This is a genomic window from Streptomyces sp. NBC_01304 (genome assembly GCF_035975855.1).
GTDB lineage: Bacteria > Actinomycetota > Actinomycetes > Streptomycetales > Streptomycetaceae > Streptomyces.
Genome location: NZ_CP109055.1, coordinates 4,592,730 through 4,610,906 on the forward strand (window position 1 = coordinate 4,592,730; position 18,177 = coordinate 4,610,906).

Below are 18,177 nucleotides of genomic sequence, written 5' to 3' on the forward strand. Positions count from 1 at the left end.
CGATCCGCCGGTCCCCCGGGTCCGTTCACAGAATCGACGGCGCGGCACGGGTGTGGTGCGTCGCGGCCATGACTCTCAACGAACTCCAAGGCTCGGTCCGGTCCCCGGTACAACGAGCGCCCCGATACTGAGGACATGAGCCTTCATCAGGGGGCGACCGTCCTGGTCGTCGAGGACGAACCGAGCATCGCCGACGTACTCGCCATCGCCCTGCGCTACCACCGCTTCCAGGTGGTGACCGCCTCCTGCGTGCGCCAGGCACGCGCGCGCGCCGCCGAGACGCGGCCCGACGCGGCGCTGCTCGACGTGATGCTCCCGGACGGCGACGGGCGGGCTCTCGGGCGTGAACTGCGCGCCGCCCACCCGGAGATGGCGCTCGTCTTCGTCACCGCGCGGGACGCGCCCGCCGACATCGTGGGCGGGCTGAGCTTCGGCGACGACTACATCACCAAGCCCTTCAACATCGACGAGGTCGTCGCCCGGATCATCGCGGTCCTGCGCCGCACCCGCCCGGCCGACGTACTGCCCGCGCGGCCACCGCTGCGGTACGGGGACCTCGAACTGGACGAGACGACGTACGCGGTGCGGCGGGCGGGCCAGGAAGTACAGCTCACCCCGACCGAGTACGCGCTCCTCCGCTTCCTGGTCCGCAACGGCGGGCGGATCGTGCCCAAGGAGCAACTCCTGCGCCATGTCTGGCGGTACGAGCACACCGCGGAGTCGACCGTGGTGGAGACGTACATCAGCTATCTGCGGCGCAAACTCGCCCCGCTGGGGCCGCCGGTGATCACCACCCGGCGCGGCATCGGGTACGGGCTCGCGTGAGGCTGCTCCTGCGCAAGGCCGGGGGCCGTCGGCGGCACGGCATCCATTCGCTGCGGGCCAAGCTGACGCTGACCAGCGTGGCGGTGCTCGCGCTCGGCATCGTGGTGGCGACGGCGGTCAGCCTGATGGGGATGCGGCACTATCTGCTCGACTCGGTGGACTCCGAACTGCTGGGCTCGGCAAAGTCGTTGGAGCGTACGGGGCTCACGCGGAGCCAGATCGAGGCGTTCGCCGCGATCGGCTCGCTGCGCGACGAGCTGACGCCGGGTTCGTCGGGGACGGGCGGGCTGCCCCGGCCGAACACCGTGTTCGTCGCCCTGGACGAGCGGGGCGAGCCGCTGTCGTTCGCCGGGACCGAGCCGACCGGACGGCAGCGGGCGTTCGCCGCGGCGGTGGACGATCCGGCGGCGATCGCCGGGTCGGACGAGGCCCATGACGTGAGCGTCGACGGAGACTCGTACCGGGCCGTGGGAGCGCGTCTGGGCGACGGCACCACCGTCCTGATGGCCACCTCCACCGAGGCCGTGCACGCGGGCGTGCAGAAGGCGCTGAAGCTCGATCTGGCCGTCGGGAGCGCGCTGTTGGGGCTGCTCGCCTGGCTGACGCTGATGGGGGCGGGGCACCGGCTGCGGCCGCTGGAGGACATGGTGGAGACGGCGTCGGCCATCGCGGAGGGCGATCTGACGCGGCGGGTGCCGCCCGGCCGGGACCCGGTCCTGGAGATCGAGCAGCTGCGGGTCGCCCTCAACTCCATGCTGCACCAGGTGGAGTCGGCCTTCGACACCCGTGAGCGCAGCTCGGCGCAGCTGCGCCGGTTCGTCGCGGACGCCTCGCACGAGCTGCGGACACCGCTCGCGGCGATCCGGGGCTACCTCCAGCTGTACGACAAGGGGATGCTCCGCGACCCGGCGGACCGCAAGCGCGCGTGGACGCGGATGCACGCGGAGACCGACCGGATGGGGCGCCTGGTGGACGAGCTGCTCACCCTGGCCCGGCTCGACCAGCAGCCCGAACTGCAGTTGCGGCACGTCGACTTGAGCCGTCTGGTGCGGGATGCGGCGGCGGACCTGCGGGCCCAGGAGCCGGAACGGCCGCTCGCGGTCTCGGCGGACGGGTCCGTGCTCGTACGGGCGGACGAGGCGGGGCTGCGCCAGGTCCTGGCCAACCTGCTGGCCAACATACGCACCCACACCCCGGTGGACGCGGCGGTGACGATCGACCTCACGCGCTCGCCCTGCGAGGTCCACCTCTCGGTGACCGACCGGGGCCCGGGCCTGGCCCCGGAGGACGCGTCCCGCATCTTCGACCGCTTCTTCCGCGCGGGCGGCGGCGCGGGAAGCGGCCTCGGAATGGCCATCGTGCAGGGGGTGGTGGCGGCGCACGGGGGGCGGGTGGAGGTGCGGACGGGGGTCGGGGAGGGGCTGGCGGTGATGGTGCGGTTGCCGGTGGGGTGAGGGCTTTCACTTGCCGGTGGAGAGGACTTTCGGTTGCCGGTGGGGTGAGGGCTTTCGCTGCCGACGGCCGCCCCGCCGGGCCTCCGCCCTTCGCTGTGGCAGGCCGGCCTGGCTCAGCCCGACTCGGCCCCGCCCACCAACACCCACACCGTCTTCCCGTACCGCCCCCGCTGCCACACCCCCCACGCCTGGGCAAGCACGTCCACAAGCTGCAGCCCTCGCCCGTGCTCGGCGTCCCACCCGACGCCGACGGCGGCCCCCCGAAGCTCCGGCCCCGCCGGACTCCCGTCCGAGACCTCGATGAGGCACGAACCATCGGCCAGCACGGTCACCGCCACCTCGAACTCCCGGTCGAGGACAAGCCCGTGCCGCACCGCGTTCGTGGCCAGCTCCGACACCAGGAGCAGCGCGTCGTCCACCGCACCGCTCCCCACGCCGTGCCCCCAGGCCGACATGTGGTCGCGCACCCGCAGCCGCGCGAGATGCACCGAGGCAGGATGCCCGGGCAAGCGGAACACACGGCGCCGCAACACCTCCGCCACCCCCGCCCCCGATTCCGCACACAGCTTCACCACTTTCTGCGTGGCACGGCCGGGAGTTGTCACACGGGCCGGACCGCGCCGGCGCTTTCCGGCCAGGCGCGCGGCAAGGACGGGGCTCAGGCCTGCTTCGAAGCGAGCGTGACCACGGTGATGTCGGACGGCGCCCCCACGCGCACGGGCGGCCCCCAGGCCCCCGCGCCCCGCGTCACGTACAACTGCGTGTCGCCGTACCGCTCAAGCCCGGCGAGCGTCGGATTGGCCAGGTCCGCGACGATGTTGCCCGGCCACATCTGCCCGCCGTGAGTGTGCCCGGACAGCTGCAGGTCGACGCCGTGCCGCACCGCGTCATGGATGACCACCGGCTGGTGGGCGAGCAACACGGAGGCCCTGGCCCGGTCCCGGTCGCCGAGCGCCTTGGCGAAGTCGGGGCCCTGCCCTTCGCTCTCGCCCGCCACGTCGTTGACCCCGGCCAGGTCGAACGCGCCGATCGGCACCCTCGCGTTCTCCAGCGGATGCAGCCCGAGCTCGCGGACGTGGTCGACCCACTGCTGCGCGCCGGAGAAGTACTCGTGGTTTCCGGTGACGAAGAAGCTCCCGTGCCGCGACCGGAGCTGCGCGAGGGGCTCCGCGGCCGGCCCGAGATCCTCGACACTGCCGTCCACCAGGTCGCCGACCACGGCGATCAGGTCGGGCTGGGTGCCGTTGACCGTGTCGACGATGCGCTGGGTGTGGGCGCGCCCCAGGATCGCCCCGAGGTGGATGTCGCTGACCACCGCGATCCGGAAGCCGTGTGCCGCGCGCGGGAGTTTGGCCAGCGGCACGGTGACCTGCTTGACCTTGGGCCCGCGCAGCACGCCGTACGCGCCGTACCCGACGGTGCCGGCCGCGGCGGCGACCGCCGCCCCGCCGACGATGCGCGACACGAAGAGGCGACGCGAGGGGCCCGCTGGCCGCGCCCCGGCCGGCTCGACCAGCGGCTCGTCCACGGGCTCGACCACGGGCTCGTCCTCGGCGCGGGATTCGGGCCCGGCCGGACCCTCACCGCCCCCGACCACGGCGGGCTCGGCGGCACGCACCGGGGGAGCCGGCACCGGCGAGGTGTCGGCGGCCCGGGCCCGCCGCTCGAGGAAACGGCGCAGGACGGGACGTACCACCTCACCCACCAACAGCGCCAGCGTCAGATAGAGGAACAGCGCCATCCACAGATAGCCCGGCCAGGCGATGACCTGCTGCAGCCAGAACGGCGCCCCGGCCCGGCTGCTCGCCACCGCCCCGAACATCAGCAGCGGCCCCGCGACGAACACGACGGTCCCGGCGCGGCGCCAAGCCCCGCCCGGCGCCGTGGTGTCGCGCACGAGGCGGCGCCAGCCGTACCAGTGCAGCCCGGCGAGGACCGCGAGCGCGGCGAGTCCCGCGAGGACGAAGACGAAGATCACTGCGCTGCTCCCCCTGCCTTGCCGTTCGGCCTATGACGTACGGCGCAAAGCCCGTACGCCACGGAACCCGATGCCCCCGACCACCGTCCCCAAGACAAAGGACGTCACCGCCAGCAGCAGATGCACCCAGAAGTACCCGGTCGGGTCACCCGCGTCGTCGAAGGCGAGGCCGCTCCCGTCCTTCCACAGGTTCTTGACGAAAGTGATCCAGATGACCCAGCTCCACGCGCCGAAGGCGAGCAGGAACCAGGAGACGGGACGGCTGAGCTTCATACGTTCAGTATCCCGGCTGCCCGGCCGGCGCCCTCGGCAGGGTGGGGAGGACGGCTCGGTCGACGCCTCGCGTACCCCCTCCACTGGTGGCCCCGTTAGTGGGTCCGGGGAGACACAGGCCCCCTCGGCGCCCGGATCTCGCCAGAACCCCTGTACTTTTTCGACCGTGCCTGCCCTTAAAAAGTCCGCGGTAACGGTCGTTTCCGCCACATTGCTGACCATGTCTGCCACTGCGCCCGCGCTCGCGGACGACAAACCGGGCAGCAAGCCGGACGATCCGAAGCCCCCGGCGCAGATGTCGACCGTCGGTGGCGAGCGGCTCGGCAAGAGCGGGACCCAGGTCGACCTGGCGGGTGGCGCCCCGGTGCTGCCGAAGGACGTGACGGCCCGCTCCTGGATCGTCTCGGACGCCGAGACCGGCGACGTGCTCGCCTCGCACAACGCCCACTGGCGGCTGCCGCCCGCGAGCACCCTGAAGATGCTCTTCGCGGACACGGTCCTGCCGAAGCTGCCGAAGAACCAGGTCTACAAGGTCAAGGACTCGGACCTGGCGAGCGTCGGTGAGGGCAGCAGCCTGGTCGGCGTCAAGGAGGACCACACCTACAAGGTCCACGACCTGTGGCTCGGCGTCTTCCTGCGCTCGGGCAACGACGCCGTGCACGTCCTGTCCGAGATGAACGGCGGCGTGCCCAAGACCGTCAAGGACATGCAGAAGCACGCGGAAGAGCTGCAGGCGCTCGACACGCACGTGGTGAGCCCGGACGGCTACGACGCCAAGAACCAGGTCTCGTCGGCGTACGACCTCAGCCTGATCGCGCGCTCCGGGCTGCAGAAGGCGGACTTCCGCGAGTACTGCTCGACGGCCAGCGCCAAGTTCCCCGGCGAGGGTGCGGGCAAGAAGCGCGACTACTTCGAGATCCAGAACACCAACCGGCTGCTGACCGGCGACTACGGCATGGACCCGTACAAGGGCATCGCCGGCGTCAAGAACGGCAACACCACACACGCGGGTGCCACGTTCACCGGTGTCGCCGAGCGCAACGGCAAGGTGCTGCTCGTCACCGTCATGAACCCCGACTCCGGCGAGCAGAACGCCGTCTACAAGGAGACGGCGCGCCTGTTCGACTGGGGCTTCGCGGCCGCGGGCAAGACCGCACCGGTCGGCAAGCTGGTCAAGCCGGAGTCCGCCACCAGCGGCAAGCAGGGTGCGCCCGCACCGGGCAAGAACAGCGAGGCCACGCCGAAGACCAAGGCCGCGGCCTCCAAGGAGGAGTCCAGCGGCGTCGGCATCGCGCTGGCGGTCACCGGCGGTGCGCTGGCGCTGATCGGCGCCGGGGTCTTCCTGATCAAGCGCCGCTGGCCGCTGCCCGACCTGGTCCGCCGGCTGCCCCGCCGCTGACCCCGGATGCCGGAGCGGGGCCCTGGTCCCGCTCCGGTACGGGGAGTTGCTTGCTGTGCGTCGCCGTCCAGGCGGCGCAGAACAGCAGCAGTTTCGCCGTGAGGTTGATCCAGATCAGCAGCGCCACCGGCACCCCGAAGGCGCCGTACATGGACTTCGCGGCGACGCCCTTCATATAGCCGCCGAGCAGGATCTTCAGCAGCTCGAAGCCGACCGCGCCGATCAGCGCGGCCACGACCAGGCGGCGCCGCGGCGGGTGCACTGCGGGCAGCAGCGTCAGGACGTACAGCAGGATCAAGAAGTCCGCGAGGACGGCTAGCGCGAAAACGGCCACCAGTAGGGCCCATCCGACCCAGCTCGTGTCCGCGATGCCCAGCAGCCGGGTGAGCCACATCAGGGCGGTGGTGCCGACCGTGGACGCGGCCATCGAGACCAGGCCGGTCAGACCGAGACCGAGCAGTACGCGCGCGTCCTTGAGTTTGCCGAGGAAGGGGTTCTCGTCCTCGTCGTCCTTCTCCCAGACGGCCCGCAGACAGTCCCTTATCGAGCCGACCCAGCTGATGCCCGTGAACAGCAGCAGCGCACCGGCGACCAGGCCGACCGTGCCCGCGTTGTCCACCAAGTCGGTGATCCTGAGCTGGTCGGAGATGCCGGGGACCTGCTCGCTGATCTTCTCCTGCAGCTCGTGCTGCTGCTTGCGGCTGAGCGTCGCGGCGGCGATCGCGGCCGCCACGGTCAGCAGCGGGAAGAGCGCCAGAAAGCTGGTGAAGGTCATCGCCGCGGCGAGCCGCGACCAGTGCACCCGGTCGAGCGTCTCGTACGAGCGCCACGCGTGCGTGGTCATCAGTTTCGTGACGAGCGGCCCGATGACGGGCAGCTTCTTCAGCCAGTCCATGATTCCTGCCTTCCCTCCGTACGAGGGTCCGCGTCCTCCGTACGAGGACCGCGTCCGGCACGGAAGACCAGGGTCCGGGTACCCCAGAACCGCAGGACAGTCGCCAGTGCCATGCCGATGCCCGCGCCGGAGACGGTGTCGGCGCGCTGCGAGGTGAGTCCGAGGCCGTAGTGCGAGAAGGCGAGGCACAGCAACTGGACCAGGGCTCCTGCGATGTTCACGGCGAAGAACACCGCGTACTGGCGCAGCCGCGGGACATCGCCGGCCTTCTTGCGGTACGTCCCCAGGGCGTTGCCCGCGTACGCCACCGAACAGCCCGCGACGAACCCCGCGGCCTTGGCCGTGATCGGGTCCCAGCCGCCGGGCCCGCGCAGCCAGACGAACAGGGCGAGGTCGGCGGCGTACGCGAGGACACCGGCGGTCGCGAAGCCGAGCAGCTCGGGCCCGAGTTCGCGCAGTCGGGTCGTGAAGGCGCGCAGTCGGGTCGTGAAGGCGCCGAAGAGCGGTCGGCGGCCGTCGAGCGGGCGGCTCACCAGTCGGCGATCGCGAGGCCGTACAACGCGAGCCACACAAGGGCGATCAGGGCGAGTGCCTTGTCGCGCAGGACGACGTCCTCGGGCGCGCCCGCGGTGCCGCGGTCGGCGAAGACGGCGTAGCGGAGGATGGCGAGGATGAAGGCGATCATGGAGAGTTGCCGCCACGGGAGCAGCCCTTCGTCGCCGAGGCCGGCGGATTCCATGGCCCACAGGCAGTAGGCGAGGGTGGCGACGCCGGCGGCGAGCTGCCAGACGAAGCGGAGGTAGCCGGTGGTGTACGCGGACAGCAACGCGCGCGTGGCGCCGGTTTTCCCGTCCGTGGCGGCCATGGTGACGGCCTCGGAGTAGCGCTTGGCGGAGACCATGAAGAGCGCGCCGAAGCCGGTGGTGATCAGGAACCAGCGGGACAGCGGGATGCCGAGGGCCACGCCGCCGATCATGGCGCGCATCAGGAAGCCGGAGGCGACGACGGCGAGGTCGACGACCAGGACGTGCTTGAGGCTGATGCAGTAGGCGAGTTGCATGCCGACGTACGCGGTCAGCACGGCCGAGGTCATCGGCGAGCAGAGGATCGCGGCAGCGGCCGGGGCGAGGACCGCGAGCAGGGCGCCCGCGGCGTAGGCGACGGGCACGGGGACCTGGCCCGCGGCGACCGGGCGGTGGCGCTTTTCGGGGTGGGCTCGGTCGGCGTCGGCGTCCCTGGCGTCGTTGATCAGGTAGACGGCCGACGCGGCGGCCGTGAACAGGGCGAAGACGAGCGCGAGTTGGATGAACGTGTGCCGGGTGAAGAGCTCGCCCGCGGCCACGGGGGCGGCGACGACGAGGACGTTCTTCACCCACTGGCGGGGGCGGGCGGTGCGCAGGATGCCGAGCGGGAGGCTGATCGGGCCCGGCCGGGCGGGCAGTTGAGTGCCTGCCTGCTTGGGCTCTTCGAGGAGAGTGGTGGAACGCTCAGACACGACTGCCTCCCTTGGTCATCCAGTTGCTGCCGAGCCGGGCGGTGAGGGCGCCGAGTGCCGCGCCGGCGGCGACGTCGGAGGGGTAGTGCACGCCGACGACCAGGCGGGACACACACATTGCGGCGGCGAGCGGCGGCACCAGGTGGGCACCGGCCGGGCGCAGCGCGCCGTAGGCGACGGCGGCCGCTGCGGCCGAGGTGGCGTGCGAGCTGGGGAAGGAGTGCCGGCCGGCGGTGCGCACCAGGGGCGCCACGTCGGGGCGGGGGCGGCGCACCACGCGCTTGACGCCCATGCTGGCCAGATGGGCCGCGGCGGTCAGCGCGGTGCCGCGCAGCCAGGCGGAGCGCCGCTCGCGATCCACTGCGGCACCCGCGAGCCCGGCGGCCAGCCACAGCGCACCGTGCTCACCGGTGAAGGACAACGCGCGGGCGACGGCGGCCACGCGCGCGTGCGTGCCGCAGTCGCGCAGGGCCGACAGCAGCCTGTGGTCCAAGTCGTGCATGCGGCCTCTTCTTCGGATCTGGGAGCTTCACGACCGGCCGACCCCGCCCCCAGGCCCTGTCGGCCGTATTCCGCGTCCGACTCTCACCGCCGGCGAGGCAGGAACAGCGGCAATATTGAGTGACACTCGCTTAATCACCCATTTCGGTGAGGGATGTAACAAAGTTCGCAAATCGACAGAGATAGGGGGATAACGTCGCCGTCATGTCTGCCGACGCCACGCGCTCCCTCGATCCCCCTGTCTCCGTGTCCGGTTGGGGGCGTACGGCCCCGACGACCGCGCGGTTGGTCCGGCCCCGTACGTACGACGAGGCACGGGCGGCGGTGCGGGCCTGCGGGGCGCGGGGCGGGATCGCCCGGGGGCTGGGGCGGGCGTACGGGGACGCGGCGCAGAACGCCGGCGGTGCGGTGCTCGACATGACCGGCCTGGACCGGATCCGGTCGATCGACGCCGAGGCGGGCACCGTGGTGTGCGACGCGGGAGTGAGCCTGCACCGGTTGATGGAGGTGCTGCTGCCGCTGGGCTGGTTCGTGCCGGTCACCCCGGGCACCCGTTATGTGACGGTCGGCGGGGCGATCGGCGCGGACATCCACGGCAAGAACCACCACGTCTCCGGGGCCTTCTCCCGCCATGTGGCAGCCCTCGACCTGCTCACCGCGGACGGCACGGTGCACACCGTCGAGCGCGGTACGCCGCTGTTCGAGGCGACGGCCGGCGGGATGGGCCTGACCGGGGTGATCCTGTCGGCCACCGTCGAACTGCTGCCGGTCCAGACCTCGTTGATGTCGGTGGACACCGAACGGGCCGCCGACCTCGACGACCTGATGTCCCGCCTGACCGCCACCGACCACCACTACCGCTACTCGGTGGCCTGGATCGACCTGCTCGCCCGCGGGGCGTCCATGGGCCGGGCGGTGCTCACCCGCGGCGACCACGCCCCGCTGGAGCAGCTGCCGACGCGCGCGCGACGCAGCCCGTTGACGTTCCGCCCCGGTCAGCTGCCGGCCGCGCCCGCCTTCGTACCCGAAGGGCTCCTCGGCAAGCTGACGGTGGGGGCGTTCAACGAGCTGTGGTTCCGCAAGGCACCACGCGCGCGTAGTGGCCAGTTGCAGAAGATCTCCACGTTCTTCCACCCGCTGGACGGGGTGCCGCACTGGAACCGGATCTACGGCCGCAGCGGCTTCGCGCAGTACCAATTCGCCGTCCCCTACGGCCAGGAGGACGCCCTGCGCGCGATCGTGCACAGGATCTCGGAGCGCGGCTGCCCGTCCTTCCTCGCCGTCCTCAAGCGCTTCGGCGAGGGCGATCCGGGCTGGCTGTCCTTCCCCGTCCCGGGCTGGACCCTGGCCCTGGACATTCCCGCCACCATGCCCGGCCTCGGCCCCTTCCTCGACGAACTCGACGAAGCCGTCGTCGAGGCCGGCGGGCGCGTCTACCTGGCCAAGGACTCCCGGCTGCGGCCCGAACTGCTCGCCGGCATGTACCCGCGCCTCGACGACTTCCGCGCCCTGCGCGCGGAACTGGACCCCGCGGGCGTGTTCACCTCCGACCTCGCCCGCCGGCTCGCGCTGTAGTCGCCCCGCCCCCCTGCAGTCACCTCCCCCCTGCAGTCACCTCGCCCCGCAGTCCCGCTCCGCCCGTACCCCCGCTCCGCAGTCCGCCCGTACTCCCGCCCCGTTCCTAGGAGTTGTGCGTCATGAAGGACGCCTTCGGCACCCCCCAGTCCCTGCTCGTCCTCGGCGGCACCTCCGAGATCGCCCTGGCCACCGCACGCCGCCTGGTGGCCCGCCGCACCCGCACCGTGTGGCTCGCAGGCCGCCCCTCACCCGCCCTCGAGACGGCCGCGGAGCAGCTGCGCGACCTGGGCGCGGACGTACGCACCGTCGCCTTCGACGCCCTGGACACCGAGTCCCACGAGGAGACCCTGGGCAAGGTGTTCGCCGAGGGCGACCTCGACATGGTGCTGCTCGCCTTCGGCATCCTCGGCGACCAGCAGCGCGACGAGGACGAACCCCTGGCGGCGGTGCGGGTCGCCCAGACCAACTACACCGGCGCCCTGTCCGCCTCCCTCGTCTGCGCGAACGCCCTCAAGCGGCAGGGCCACGGCTCCCTGGTGGTGCTCTCCTCCGTCGCCGGCGAACGCGCGCGGCGGGCCAACTTCATCTACGGCTCCAGCAAGGCGGGCCTCGACGCCTTCGCCCAGGGCCTGGGCGACGCCCTGCACGGCACCGGTGTCCATGTCATGGTCGTCCGCCCCGGCTTCGTACGCTCCAAGATGACCGCGGGCATGAAGGAAGCACCCCTCGCCACGACGCCGGAGGCCGTCGCGGAGGCCATCGAGACGGGGCTGCGCCGGCGCTCGGAGACCGTGTGGGTGCCGGGGGCGCTGCGGGTCGTGATGTCGGCGCTGCGGCACGTGCCGCGGTCGGTGTTCCGGCGGCTGCCGGTCTAGCCGGGGCGGCGGGGCGGCGGGGCGGGAGCGCCCGGCAGGGGGGCGCGGCGGGGACGGGGCGGCCGGGGGCGGCGGGGACGGGGCGGGCGGGGGCGGCGGGGACGGGGCGGCCGGGCGCGGCGGGAGCGCGGCGGCGGGCGGCGGGAGCGCGGCGGCGGGCGGCAGCGGCAGCGGCAGCGGCAGCGGCAGCGGGGACACCACCAGCTAAGTGGGGGAAAACGGGCACGAGAAGCGGGGCAATTCGGGCGCGAAAGTGCCCGTTTCCCCCCACGTAGCCCCGCCGTACCGCAGCCCCGCGGCTAGCGCGTCGGCTGCGTCCCGCGGGTGTTCGTGGCCGAGGCCTGCTGGGGGACCGTCGAGCTGCCGAAGGCGAACTCGCGCAGCTTGCGCCAGACTCCGTCGGCGCCCTGCTCGTAGAGCGCGAAACCGGTGCAGGACCATGCGGCGACGTAATCGCCGAGTTCCTCGAACGCCCGGTCCATCGCGTCCTCGGCGATGCCGTGCGCCACCGTGACGTGCGGGTGGTACGGGAACTGCAGCTCGCGGGTGATCGGTCCGGACGCGTCCCTGACCTGCTTCTGCAGCCAGCCGCAGGCCTCGGCGCCCTCGACGACCTGGAGGAAGACCACGGGCGACAGCGGCCGGAAGGTGCCCGTGCCGGACAGCCGCATCGGGAAGGCGCGGCCCGCCGTCGCGACCTCGGTGAGGTGGGCCTCGATGGCAGGCAGCGCGGCCGCCTCGACCTCGGTCGGCGGGAGCAGCGTGACGTGCGTGGGGATGCCGTGTGCCGCGGGGTCACCGAAGCCCGCGCGCCGCTCCTGGAGCAGGCTGCCGTGTGGCTCCGGGACCGCGATCGAAACGCCGAGCGTTACGGTCCCCACGTCGTTCTCCTTGGTCAGTCTTTTTCGGCAGGGGCTGCCAGTGTGTCGGGCGTACCGCCCGCCTGGCCAGGGCCCTTGGTCCGTGCCTGGTCAGGCGGGTGTCGGGGTCGCTCCGGGTACCGCTTCTTCGCCGGTACGGGACCGGCGAAGGCAGTGCTTGTCCGGTCAGTGCTTGGCGGGCAGGAAGCCCACCTTGTCGTAGGCCTGGGCGAGCGTCTCACCGGCGACGGCACGCGCCTTCTCCCCGCCCTTGGCGAGGACCGAGTCGAGCGTCTCCGGGTCGTCCAGGTACTCCTGCGTACGTGTACGGAACGGCGTCACGAACTCGGCCATCACCTCGGCGAGGTCGGTCTTCAGCGCACCGTAGCCCTTGCCGGCGTAGTTCTGCTCCAGTTCCGGAATTCCCGTTCCGGTAAGCGTGGAGTAGATGGTCAGCAGGTTGCTGACGCCCGGCTTGGCCTCGACGTCGAAGCGGATCTCCGCCTCGGTGTCGGTGACCGCGCTCTTGATCTTCTTGGTGGTGACCTTGGGGTCGTCGAGCAGGTTGACCAGGCCCTTGGGGTTGGCCGTGGACTTGCTCATCTTGGCCGTCGGGTCCTGGAGGTCGTAGATCTTCGCGACCTCCTTGACGATGTGCGGCGCCGGGACCGTGAACGTCTCGCCGAAGCGGCCGTTGAAGCGGGTCGCGAGGTCGCGCGTGAGCTCGACGTGCTGGCGCTGGTCCTCACCGACCGGGACGGCGTCCGCCTGGTACAGGAGGATGTCCGCGACCTGCAGGATCGGGTAGGTGAAGAGGCCGACGGTGGCGCCCGCCGAGCCCTGCTTGGCGGACTTGTCCTTGAACTGCGTCATGCGGGAGGCCTCGCCGAAGCCGGTCAGGCAGTTCATGACCCAGGCCAGCTGGGCGTGCTCGGGCACATGGCTCTGGACGAAGAGGGTGCAGCGCTCCGGGTCGAGGCCGGCGGCGAGGAGCTGCGCGGCGGCGAACCGGGTGTTGGCACGCAGCTCGGCCGGGTCCTGCGGAACCGTGATCGCGTGCAGGTCGACGACCATGTAGAAGGCGTCGTGGGACTCCTGCAGGGCGACGTACTGACGGATCGCACCGAGGTAGTTCCCGAGGTGGAAGGAACCTGCGGTGGGCTGGATACCGGAGAGCGCGCGGGGTCGATCAGAGGCCATGCCCAGCATTCTCTCAGGTGCGGTGCGGGGGTCGGGAACGGTGGCTGGGACAGGTCGGGAACGGTGGCCGGGATCTCGCCCCGAAGCCCGTGAGCGATCTTGGCTGGAAGCTCTTGGAACTTGGTCCGTCCCGAGTGGGAACCGATCTCCGGGCTGCGGTGTATCAAGGGTGTGAGGACGCGGGAGGGGGACCGCATCGCCGTCGACGAGGGCGTGGTCATCGAGCGTGTACGCGCCGGGGAGGCGGAGGCGTACGCCGAGCTGGTGCGCGCCCACACACCGATAGCTCTGCGGGCGGCCGCGGCCCTGGGCGCGGGTGCGGACGCCGAGGACGTGGTGCAGCAGGCCTTCTTCAAGGCGTACTGCTCGCTCGGACGCTTCCGGGAGGGCTCCTCGTTCCGGCCCTGGCTGCTGCGGATCGTCGCCAATGAGACGAGGAACACAGTGCGCTCGGCGGGCCGGCTGCGGGCCGCGACCGGGCGGGAGGCCACGCTGATCGGGGCCGAGCCACTGATACCGGACTCGGCCGACCCGGCGGTCGCGGCGCTCGAGGGCGAGCGGCGCTCGGCGCTGCTCGGGGCGCTCGAGCGGCTGGGCGAGGACCAGCGCCTGGTCGTCACGTACCGCTATCTCCTGGACATGGACGAGGCGGAGACGGCCGAGGCCCTCGGCTGGCCGCGCGGCACGGTGAAGTCCCGGCTGAACCGCGCGCTGAAGAAGTTGGGACGGCTGCTGCCAGGACCCGGGGAAGGAGGTGAGGAGCATGAATGAGAGGGAGGGCGATCCCGAGGAGCGACTGCCTGAGGGACGACTGTCCGAGGACCGACTGCCTGAGGACCGACTGCACGAGGATCTACGGGAGTTGAGCCGTCACATCCGGGTGCCGGATGTCGCCGGCGAGACGATGGCCGAGCGGGTCATCGCCCAGATCATCGCCGAGTCGGTGCCGGTCCCGGTGGCCGAGCCGCCGGGACGGTTCGAGCGGCTGCGTGCCCTGCTGCGCCGGCACTGGCGACGGCTGACGGCCGCGCTGTGCGGGGTCGTGACGATATTGGTGCTCACACCTCCGGTGCGGGCCGCGGTGGCCGAGTGGTTCAACTGGGGTGGGGTCGAGGTCGAGTACGCCCCCGAGTCGCCCCGGCCGACGGACGAACCCGTGCCCGGCTGCGAGAACCCGGTCTCCCTGGCTCAGGCCGCCCGGCGGGCGGGCTTCACACCCGCGGTGCCGAAGGCACTCGGCGCCCCGGACGCGGTGTCGGTGACCGGACTGCCGCTGGGCCGCCATGTGGTGAGCCTTTGCTGGCGCGCGGACGGTGCGGGTGGAGCGGGCGAGGCGATCGTCCGCCTGGACGAGTTCCCCGGGGACCTCGACATGACCTTCTTCGGGAAAATGGTCCGGGTCGAGCCCCAGCAGACCGTGGTGGGCGGCGCGGACGCCTGGTGGTTCCGCGAGCCTCACCTGCTCACCTTTTGGATGAAGGACAAGGACGACCAGATCTGGGAGCACGCCGAACGCACCGCGGGCCCGACGCTGTTGTGGTCGCCGAGCCCCGGAATCACCGGGCGGCTGGAGGGCGAGGAGTCGATGCGGCGAGCGGTCGAGATCGCGGAGTCCGTGCCGGCTCAGGGCAGTTGAAAAAAGTTCCGGCAGAAGGGGAACCTCGGCGGCTCGAGCGGTGTACCAGGAGTGAGTCGGCACGGAGGGACCGTGCCGGGGGCTCGCTGGGGGCAGGGATGCGTACGGTACGGAGGCTGGCCGCGCTGGTCAGTGCGTCGGTGGTGGGGGCCGTCCTGACGCTGGCGGGGGCTTCGACGGCGGTGGCCGGTGGGCCGACCAGTGTGCTGGTGACCTCACCGGAGAGCGGCGAGGCCGGGGCCGTCTACTCCACCGCGAAGGAGTACCGGCAGCTGGGCGAGCTCCTCGGTGATCCGTCCGGGGGCAGGACCACGACACCGCCGAACCTGAACGAAGTGATGTACGGCGGACGGCAGATCAACGTCACGTGGATGGCGCACGACATCTCGCCCTGGCGGTACGACCAGGTGTACCCGGACGTCGGCGCCAAGAAGGGCATCACGTGGATACACACCTCCACCGACGCGGACAAACCGGGTGTGGGCATCTGGCACAAGGCCGAGGAGCCGGCGAAGTTGCGGGCTCTGCTGAAGGGCCTCGGGGTGATGGGCAAGATCGGTGACAAGGGCAGCGGCATCCGGCCCTCCGATCCGACGGCGGGTGCCGGCGCCGACGAGGAGCCCGCCGCTCCCGCTCAGGGGGAGCCCAAGTCCGCGGTGGCGGCCCTGCCGTCCGACGACTCCACCGGCTGGTGGTGGGCCGTACCGGGCCTGGTCGCGGGGGCCGCGTTGGCACTGGCGATACGTCCATTTGCCGCTCGGCAACTGCCCGAGCCCCTGAGCCGGTTGATGAGGCGGGAGCGCCATGGACCCGGTCCCCGGCAGGAGTTGATCGACTCATGAGGCGGCTGCTGCGCAATCTCACCTTCGCCCGGGTCCTGCTGGCCGCCCTCGCTCTGGGGGCACCGACCGCCTCGGCGAAGATACTGCCGAGCGTGGTCCTGGATTCCGCCGCGACCGACACCACGGTGATCCTGCGGGAGAGCGATCCTGACCTGGAGCGGCTGAACGAGCTGCTGCCGCCCTGGCCGATGAACACCCATGCTCCGACCCTGGCCAAGGGCATATCGCCGGACACCGGCCGTCAGATCACGGTGCTGTGGCGCGGTGACCGTGACACCGTGGTCAGCGCCTATGCCGTGCTGCCCGACTACCTGGGCTCGGCCTGGGTGCGCGCATCGGCGCATCTGCTGGTCAGTTCCGGCATGGCCGCCCGGAGGGACGGCGACGACTGGCAGAAGGCGAAGCCGGGGCTGCTGCCGTTGCTCGAACGGCACGGGCTGTACGACCCGTCGGCACAGTCGGCATCGGAGGCCGGGCGGGAGACCGGCGCGGCGGCCGGGGCCAAGGCCGCGCAGGTCTCCGCCGGGGACAACTGGTGGTGGGCCGGGCCCGGCCTCGCCGTCGGACTGCTGATCGGCGCGGTCGGGGCCCGGCTGATACGGCGGGCCGGCCGGGAGAGCCCGGCCGGTGCCGCCGCGGGAGGGCCCGCAGGTGGGCCGCCCGGGGATCAGCTCAGGTCGATACCCGGGTAGAGCGGGAAGCCGGCGAGGAGGTCGGTGGCCCGCTGGGCGATCTCGTCCGAGGTCTTCTGCTCGAGGATGTGCTGCGCCTTGGAGGGGGCGCCCTTGCTGGTCGTGCCCGGCTGGGTGGCCGAGAGCACCGTGTCGATCAGGCCAGCGATCTCATCCATCTCGGCCGCGCCCAGGCCGCGGGTGGTGAGGGCCGGGGTGCCGATGCGGATGCCGGAGGTGTACCAGGCGCCGTTGGGGTCGGCCGGGATGGCGTTGCGGTTGGTGACGACGCCCGAGTCGAGCAGGGCGGCCTCGGCCTGGCGGCCGGTGAGGCCGTAGGAGGAGGCGACGTCGATCAGATTGAGGTGGTTGTCCGAGCCGCCGGTGACGAGCGTGGCACCGCGGCGCATCAGGCCCTCGGCGAGGGCGCGGGAGTTGTCCACCACACGCTGGGCGTAGTCCTGGAAGGAGGGCTGACGGGCCTCGGCGAGGGCCACGGCCTTGGCCGCCATGACATGCGGAAGGGGGCCGCCGAGCACCATCGGGCAGCCGCGGTCGACCTGGTCCTTGAGGGAGTCGTCGCACAGGACCATGCCGCCCCGCGGGCCGCGCAGCGACTTGTGGGTGGTGGTCGTGACGATCTGGGCGTGCGGCACCGGGTCGAAGTCGCCGGTCAACACCTTGCCGGCGACGAGGCCCGCGAAGTGCGCCATGTCCACCATCAGGGTCGCGCCCACCTCGTCGGCGATCTCCCGCATGATGCGGAAGTTCACCAGGCGGGGGTAGGCGGAGTAGCCGGCGACGATGATCAGGGGCTTGAACTCGCGGGCGGTCGCGCGCAGCGCCTCGTAGTCGAGGAGCCCGGTCGTCGGGTCGGTGCCGTAGCTGCGCTGGTCGAACATCTTGCCCGAGATGTTCGGGCGGAAGCCGTGGGTGAGGTGGCCGCCGGCGTCCAGGGACATGCCGAGCATGCGCTGGTTGCCGAAGGCCTGGCGGAGTTCGGCCCAGTCGGCGTCGGAGAGGTCGTTGACCTGGCGGGCGCCGAAGCGCTCCAGGGCCGGGACCTCCACCCGGGCGCCGAGCACGGCCCAGAAGGCGACGAGGTTGGCGTCGATGCCGGAGTGCGGCTGGGCGTAGGCGTGCCGGGCGCCGAAGAGTTCGCGGGCGTGCTCGGCGGCGAGGGACTCGACGGTGTCGACGTTGCGGCAGCCTGCGTAGAAGCGGCGGCCGATGGTGCCCTCGGCGTACTTGTCGCTGAACCAGTTGCCCATGGCGAGCAGGGTGGCCGGGGAGGCGTAGTTCTCGCTGGCGATCAGCTTGAGCATCTCGCGCTGGTCGGCGAGCTCCTGGCCGATGGCGTCGGCGACACGGGGCTCGACGGTGCGGATCACGTCGAGGGCGCTGCGGAAGGCGGTGCACGCGGTGGCGGCCACGGCCTCGGCGGACGCGCCGGAAGCAGAGGCGGACGCGGACGCGGTGGCAGGGTCGGGCGCAGGGGACATCAGGGACCTCCGGACGATTCGTTCACGGTCGTTCTCGGTTCGGCCCAGGCGCACGGCACACAGTTCACGAGCCGCTCCCCGATGGTTGATCCCATCTCAGCGCGCCAGTCACGGCCCTGCCGTCACCTTACCTTCGGTGGTGCCGGGCGAGGTTTCCTCGTCCAGCATCCGAGCGACGATAGAAAGGGGCCCC

General features: G+C 71.8%; 19 protein-coding genes and 1 riboswitch. Of the genes, 9 read left to right on the forward strand and 10 right to left on the reverse strand.

The genetic code is table 11. The annotated features are described in order from the left end of the window. The first annotated feature begins 135 nt into the window (after positions 1-135). Together OG430_RS20020 and OG430_RS20025 are read left to right on the forward strand one after the other, a co-directional pair. The gene (locus OG430_RS20020) at positions 136-825 is read left to right on the forward strand and encodes a response regulator transcription factor (protein ID WP_327353919.1); all 690 of its coding nucleotides are present in this window, start codon (positions 136-138) and stop codon (positions 823-825) included. Continuing rightward, positions 822-2,279: a sensor histidine kinase gene (locus OG430_RS20025; RefSeq protein ID WP_442816524.1), complete on the forward strand. Its 1,458-nt coding sequence runs from the start codon at positions 822-824 to the stop codon at positions 2,277-2,279. The genes OG430_RS20020 and OG430_RS20025 overlap by 4 nt, the downstream gene beginning before the upstream one ends. A 113-nt stretch (positions 2,280-2,392) precedes the next feature. On the opposite strand, the gene OG430_RS20030 is transcribed toward OG430_RS20025, so the two are convergent. From OG430_RS20030 to OG430_RS20040, 3 genes are all read right to left on the reverse strand, one after another. Continuing rightward, a complete protein-coding gene (locus tag OG430_RS20030) occupies positions 2,393-2,812 on the reverse strand; it encodes an ATP-binding protein (RefSeq protein ID WP_327359162.1) in 420 nt (139 codons plus the stop codon). A 125-nt stretch (positions 2,813-2,937) separates the two neighbouring features. After that, entirely contained in the window at positions 2,938-4,257 is a 1,320-nt protein-coding gene (locus OG430_RS20035; protein ID WP_327353920.1) for a metallophosphoesterase, read from the reverse strand. Between the two features lie 30 nt (positions 4,258-4,287). Next, a complete protein-coding gene (locus OG430_RS20040) occupies positions 4,288-4,530 on the reverse strand; it encodes an SCO4848 family membrane protein (RefSeq protein ID WP_327353921.1) in 243 nt (80 codons plus the stop codon). A gap of 166 nt (positions 4,531-4,696) precedes the next feature. Here OG430_RS20040 and OG430_RS20045 point away from each other — a divergent pair, with 166 nt between their 5' ends. Beyond that, positions 4,697-5,929 (forward strand): D-alanyl-D-alanine carboxypeptidase family protein, encoded by a 1,233-nt coding sequence (locus tag OG430_RS20045; RefSeq protein WP_327353922.1) that lies wholly within the window; start codon positions 4,697-4,699, stop codon positions 5,927-5,929. Here OG430_RS20045 and OG430_RS20050 read toward each other — a convergent pair. The 4 genes from OG430_RS20050 to OG430_RS20065 are packed head-to-tail and all read right to left on the reverse strand — an operon-like array spanning position 5,877 to position 8,821. Further along, positions 5,877-6,824 (reverse strand): YihY/virulence factor BrkB family protein, encoded by a 948-nt coding sequence (locus OG430_RS20050; RefSeq protein WP_327353923.1) that lies wholly within the window; start codon positions 6,822-6,824, stop codon positions 5,877-5,879. The two genes, OG430_RS20045 and OG430_RS20050, sit on opposite strands and share 53 nt — an antisense overlap. Beyond that, positions 6,812-7,303 carry a GtrA family protein gene (locus tag OG430_RS20055; RefSeq protein WP_442816722.1) on the reverse strand — a complete coding sequence of 164 codons (492 nt, stop codon included), beginning with the start codon at positions 7,301-7,303 and terminating at the stop codon, positions 6,812-6,814. Before OG430_RS20055 ends, OG430_RS20050 begins: the two co-directional genes overlap by 13 nt. Before the next feature lie 50 nt (positions 7,304-7,353). Further along, positions 7,354-8,319, reverse strand: coding sequence for a decaprenyl-phosphate phosphoribosyltransferase (locus OG430_RS20060; RefSeq protein ID WP_327353924.1), 966 nt, complete (start codon positions 8,317-8,319; stop codon positions 7,354-7,356). Then, entirely contained in the window at positions 8,312-8,821 is a 510-nt protein-coding gene (locus OG430_RS20065) for a phosphatase PAP2 family protein (protein WP_327353925.1), read from the reverse strand. The genes OG430_RS20060 and OG430_RS20065 overlap by 8 nt, the downstream gene beginning before the upstream one ends. Positions 8,822-9,024: 203 nt before the next feature. On the opposite strand from OG430_RS20065, the gene OG430_RS20070 reads away from it, so the two are divergent. Both OG430_RS20070 and OG430_RS20075 read left to right on the forward strand, forming a co-directional pair. Next, the gene (locus OG430_RS20070; protein WP_327353926.1) at positions 9,025-10,395 is read left to right on the forward strand and encodes an FAD-binding oxidoreductase; all 1,371 of its coding nucleotides are present in this window, start codon (positions 9,025-9,027) and stop codon (positions 10,393-10,395) included. A 122-nt stretch (positions 10,396-10,517) separates the two neighbouring features. Beyond that, positions 10,518-11,273, forward strand: a complete 756-nt coding sequence (locus tag OG430_RS20075) for a decaprenylphospho-beta-D-erythro-pentofuranosid-2-ulose 2-reductase (RefSeq protein ID WP_327353927.1) — start codon at positions 10,518-10,520, stop codon at positions 11,271-11,273. 299 nt (positions 11,274-11,572) lie between these two features. Here the strand turns inward: OG430_RS20075 and OG430_RS20080 are convergent, their stop codons facing one another. Together OG430_RS20080 and trpS are read right to left on the reverse strand one after the other, a co-directional pair. Beyond that, positions 11,573-12,154, reverse strand: coding sequence for a 2'-5' RNA ligase family protein (locus OG430_RS20080; RefSeq protein WP_327353928.1), 582 nt, complete (start codon positions 12,152-12,154; stop codon positions 11,573-11,575). Positions 12,155-12,319: 165 nt separating this feature from the next. Then, positions 12,320-13,333 (reverse strand): tryptophan--tRNA ligase, encoded by a 1,014-nt coding sequence (gene trpS / locus OG430_RS20085; RefSeq protein WP_327353929.1) that lies wholly within the window; start codon positions 13,331-13,333, stop codon positions 12,320-12,322. Between the two features lie 171 nt (positions 13,334-13,504). Between trpS and OG430_RS20090 the strand changes: the two genes are divergently transcribed. The 4 genes from OG430_RS20090 (at position 13,505) to OG430_RS20105 (ending at position 16,503) form a co-directional block, all read left to right on the forward strand. Then, positions 13,505-14,104, forward strand: coding sequence for an RNA polymerase sigma factor (locus tag OG430_RS20090; protein WP_327353930.1), 600 nt, complete (start codon positions 13,505-13,507; stop codon positions 14,102-14,104). Further along, positions 14,097-14,969, forward strand: a complete 873-nt coding sequence (locus tag OG430_RS20095; protein ID WP_327353931.1) for a hypothetical protein — start codon at positions 14,097-14,099, stop codon at positions 14,967-14,969. The genes OG430_RS20090 and OG430_RS20095 overlap by 8 nt, the downstream gene beginning before the upstream one ends. Positions 14,970-15,067: 98 nt before the next feature. Further along, positions 15,068-15,811 (forward strand): hypothetical protein, encoded by a 744-nt coding sequence (locus tag OG430_RS20100; RefSeq protein WP_327353932.1) that lies wholly within the window; start codon positions 15,068-15,070, stop codon positions 15,809-15,811. After that, a complete protein-coding gene (locus tag OG430_RS20105) occupies positions 15,808-16,503 on the forward strand; it encodes a hypothetical protein (RefSeq protein ID WP_327353933.1) in 696 nt (231 codons plus the stop codon). Before OG430_RS20100 ends, OG430_RS20105 begins: the two co-directional genes overlap by 4 nt. Here the strand turns inward: OG430_RS20105 and OG430_RS20110 are convergent. Beyond that, complete coding sequence (locus tag OG430_RS20110) at positions 16,479-17,984, reverse strand: glycine hydroxymethyltransferase (protein WP_327353934.1); 1,506 nt, start codon at positions 17,982-17,984, stop codon at positions 16,479-16,481. The two genes, OG430_RS20105 and OG430_RS20110, sit on opposite strands and share 25 nt — an antisense overlap. A gap of 35 nt (positions 17,985-18,019) precedes the next feature. Further along, positions 18,020-18,106: riboswitch (ZMP/ZTP riboswitch) on the reverse strand. Positions 18,107-18,177: the final 71 nt, after the last annotated feature.

Coding starts and splice junctions, on each gene's coding strand:
- OG430_RS20105 (WP_327353933.1), top strand. CDS start 15,808: ATGAGGCGGCTGCTGCGCAATCTCACCTTCGCCCGGGTCCTGCTGGCC.
- OG430_RS20040 (WP_327353921.1), bottom strand. CDS start 4,530: ATGAAGCTCAGCCGTCCCGTCTCCTGGTTCCTGCTCGCCTTCGGCGCG.
- OG430_RS20095 (WP_327353931.1), top strand. CDS start 14,097: ATGAATGAGAGGGAGGGCGATCCCGAGGAGCGACTGCCTGAGGGACGA.
- OG430_RS20065 (WP_327353925.1), bottom strand. CDS start 8,821: ATGCACGACTTGGACCACAGGCTGCTGTCGGCCCTGCGCGACTGCGGC.
- OG430_RS20050 (WP_327353923.1), bottom strand. CDS start 6,824: ATGGACTGGCTGAAGAAGCTGCCCGTCATCGGGCCGCTCGTCACGAAA.
- OG430_RS20110 (WP_327353934.1), bottom strand. CDS start 17,984: ATGTCCCCTGCGCCCGACCCTGCCACCGCGTCCGCGTCCGCCTCTGCT.
- OG430_RS20020 (WP_327353919.1), top strand. CDS start 136: ATGAGCCTTCATCAGGGGGCGACCGTCCTGGTCGTCGAGGACGAACCG.
- OG430_RS20075 (WP_327353927.1), top strand. CDS start 10,518: ATGAAGGACGCCTTCGGCACCCCCCAGTCCCTGCTCGTCCTCGGCGGC.
- OG430_RS20070 (WP_327353926.1), top strand. CDS start 9,025: ATGTCTGCCGACGCCACGCGCTCCCTCGATCCCCCTGTCTCCGTGTCC.
- trpS (WP_327353929.1), bottom strand. CDS start 13,333: ATGGCCTCTGATCGACCCCGCGCGCTCTCCGGTATCCAGCCCACCGCA.
- OG430_RS20100 (WP_327353932.1), top strand. CDS start 15,068: ATGCGTACGGTACGGAGGCTGGCCGCGCTGGTCAGTGCGTCGGTGGTG.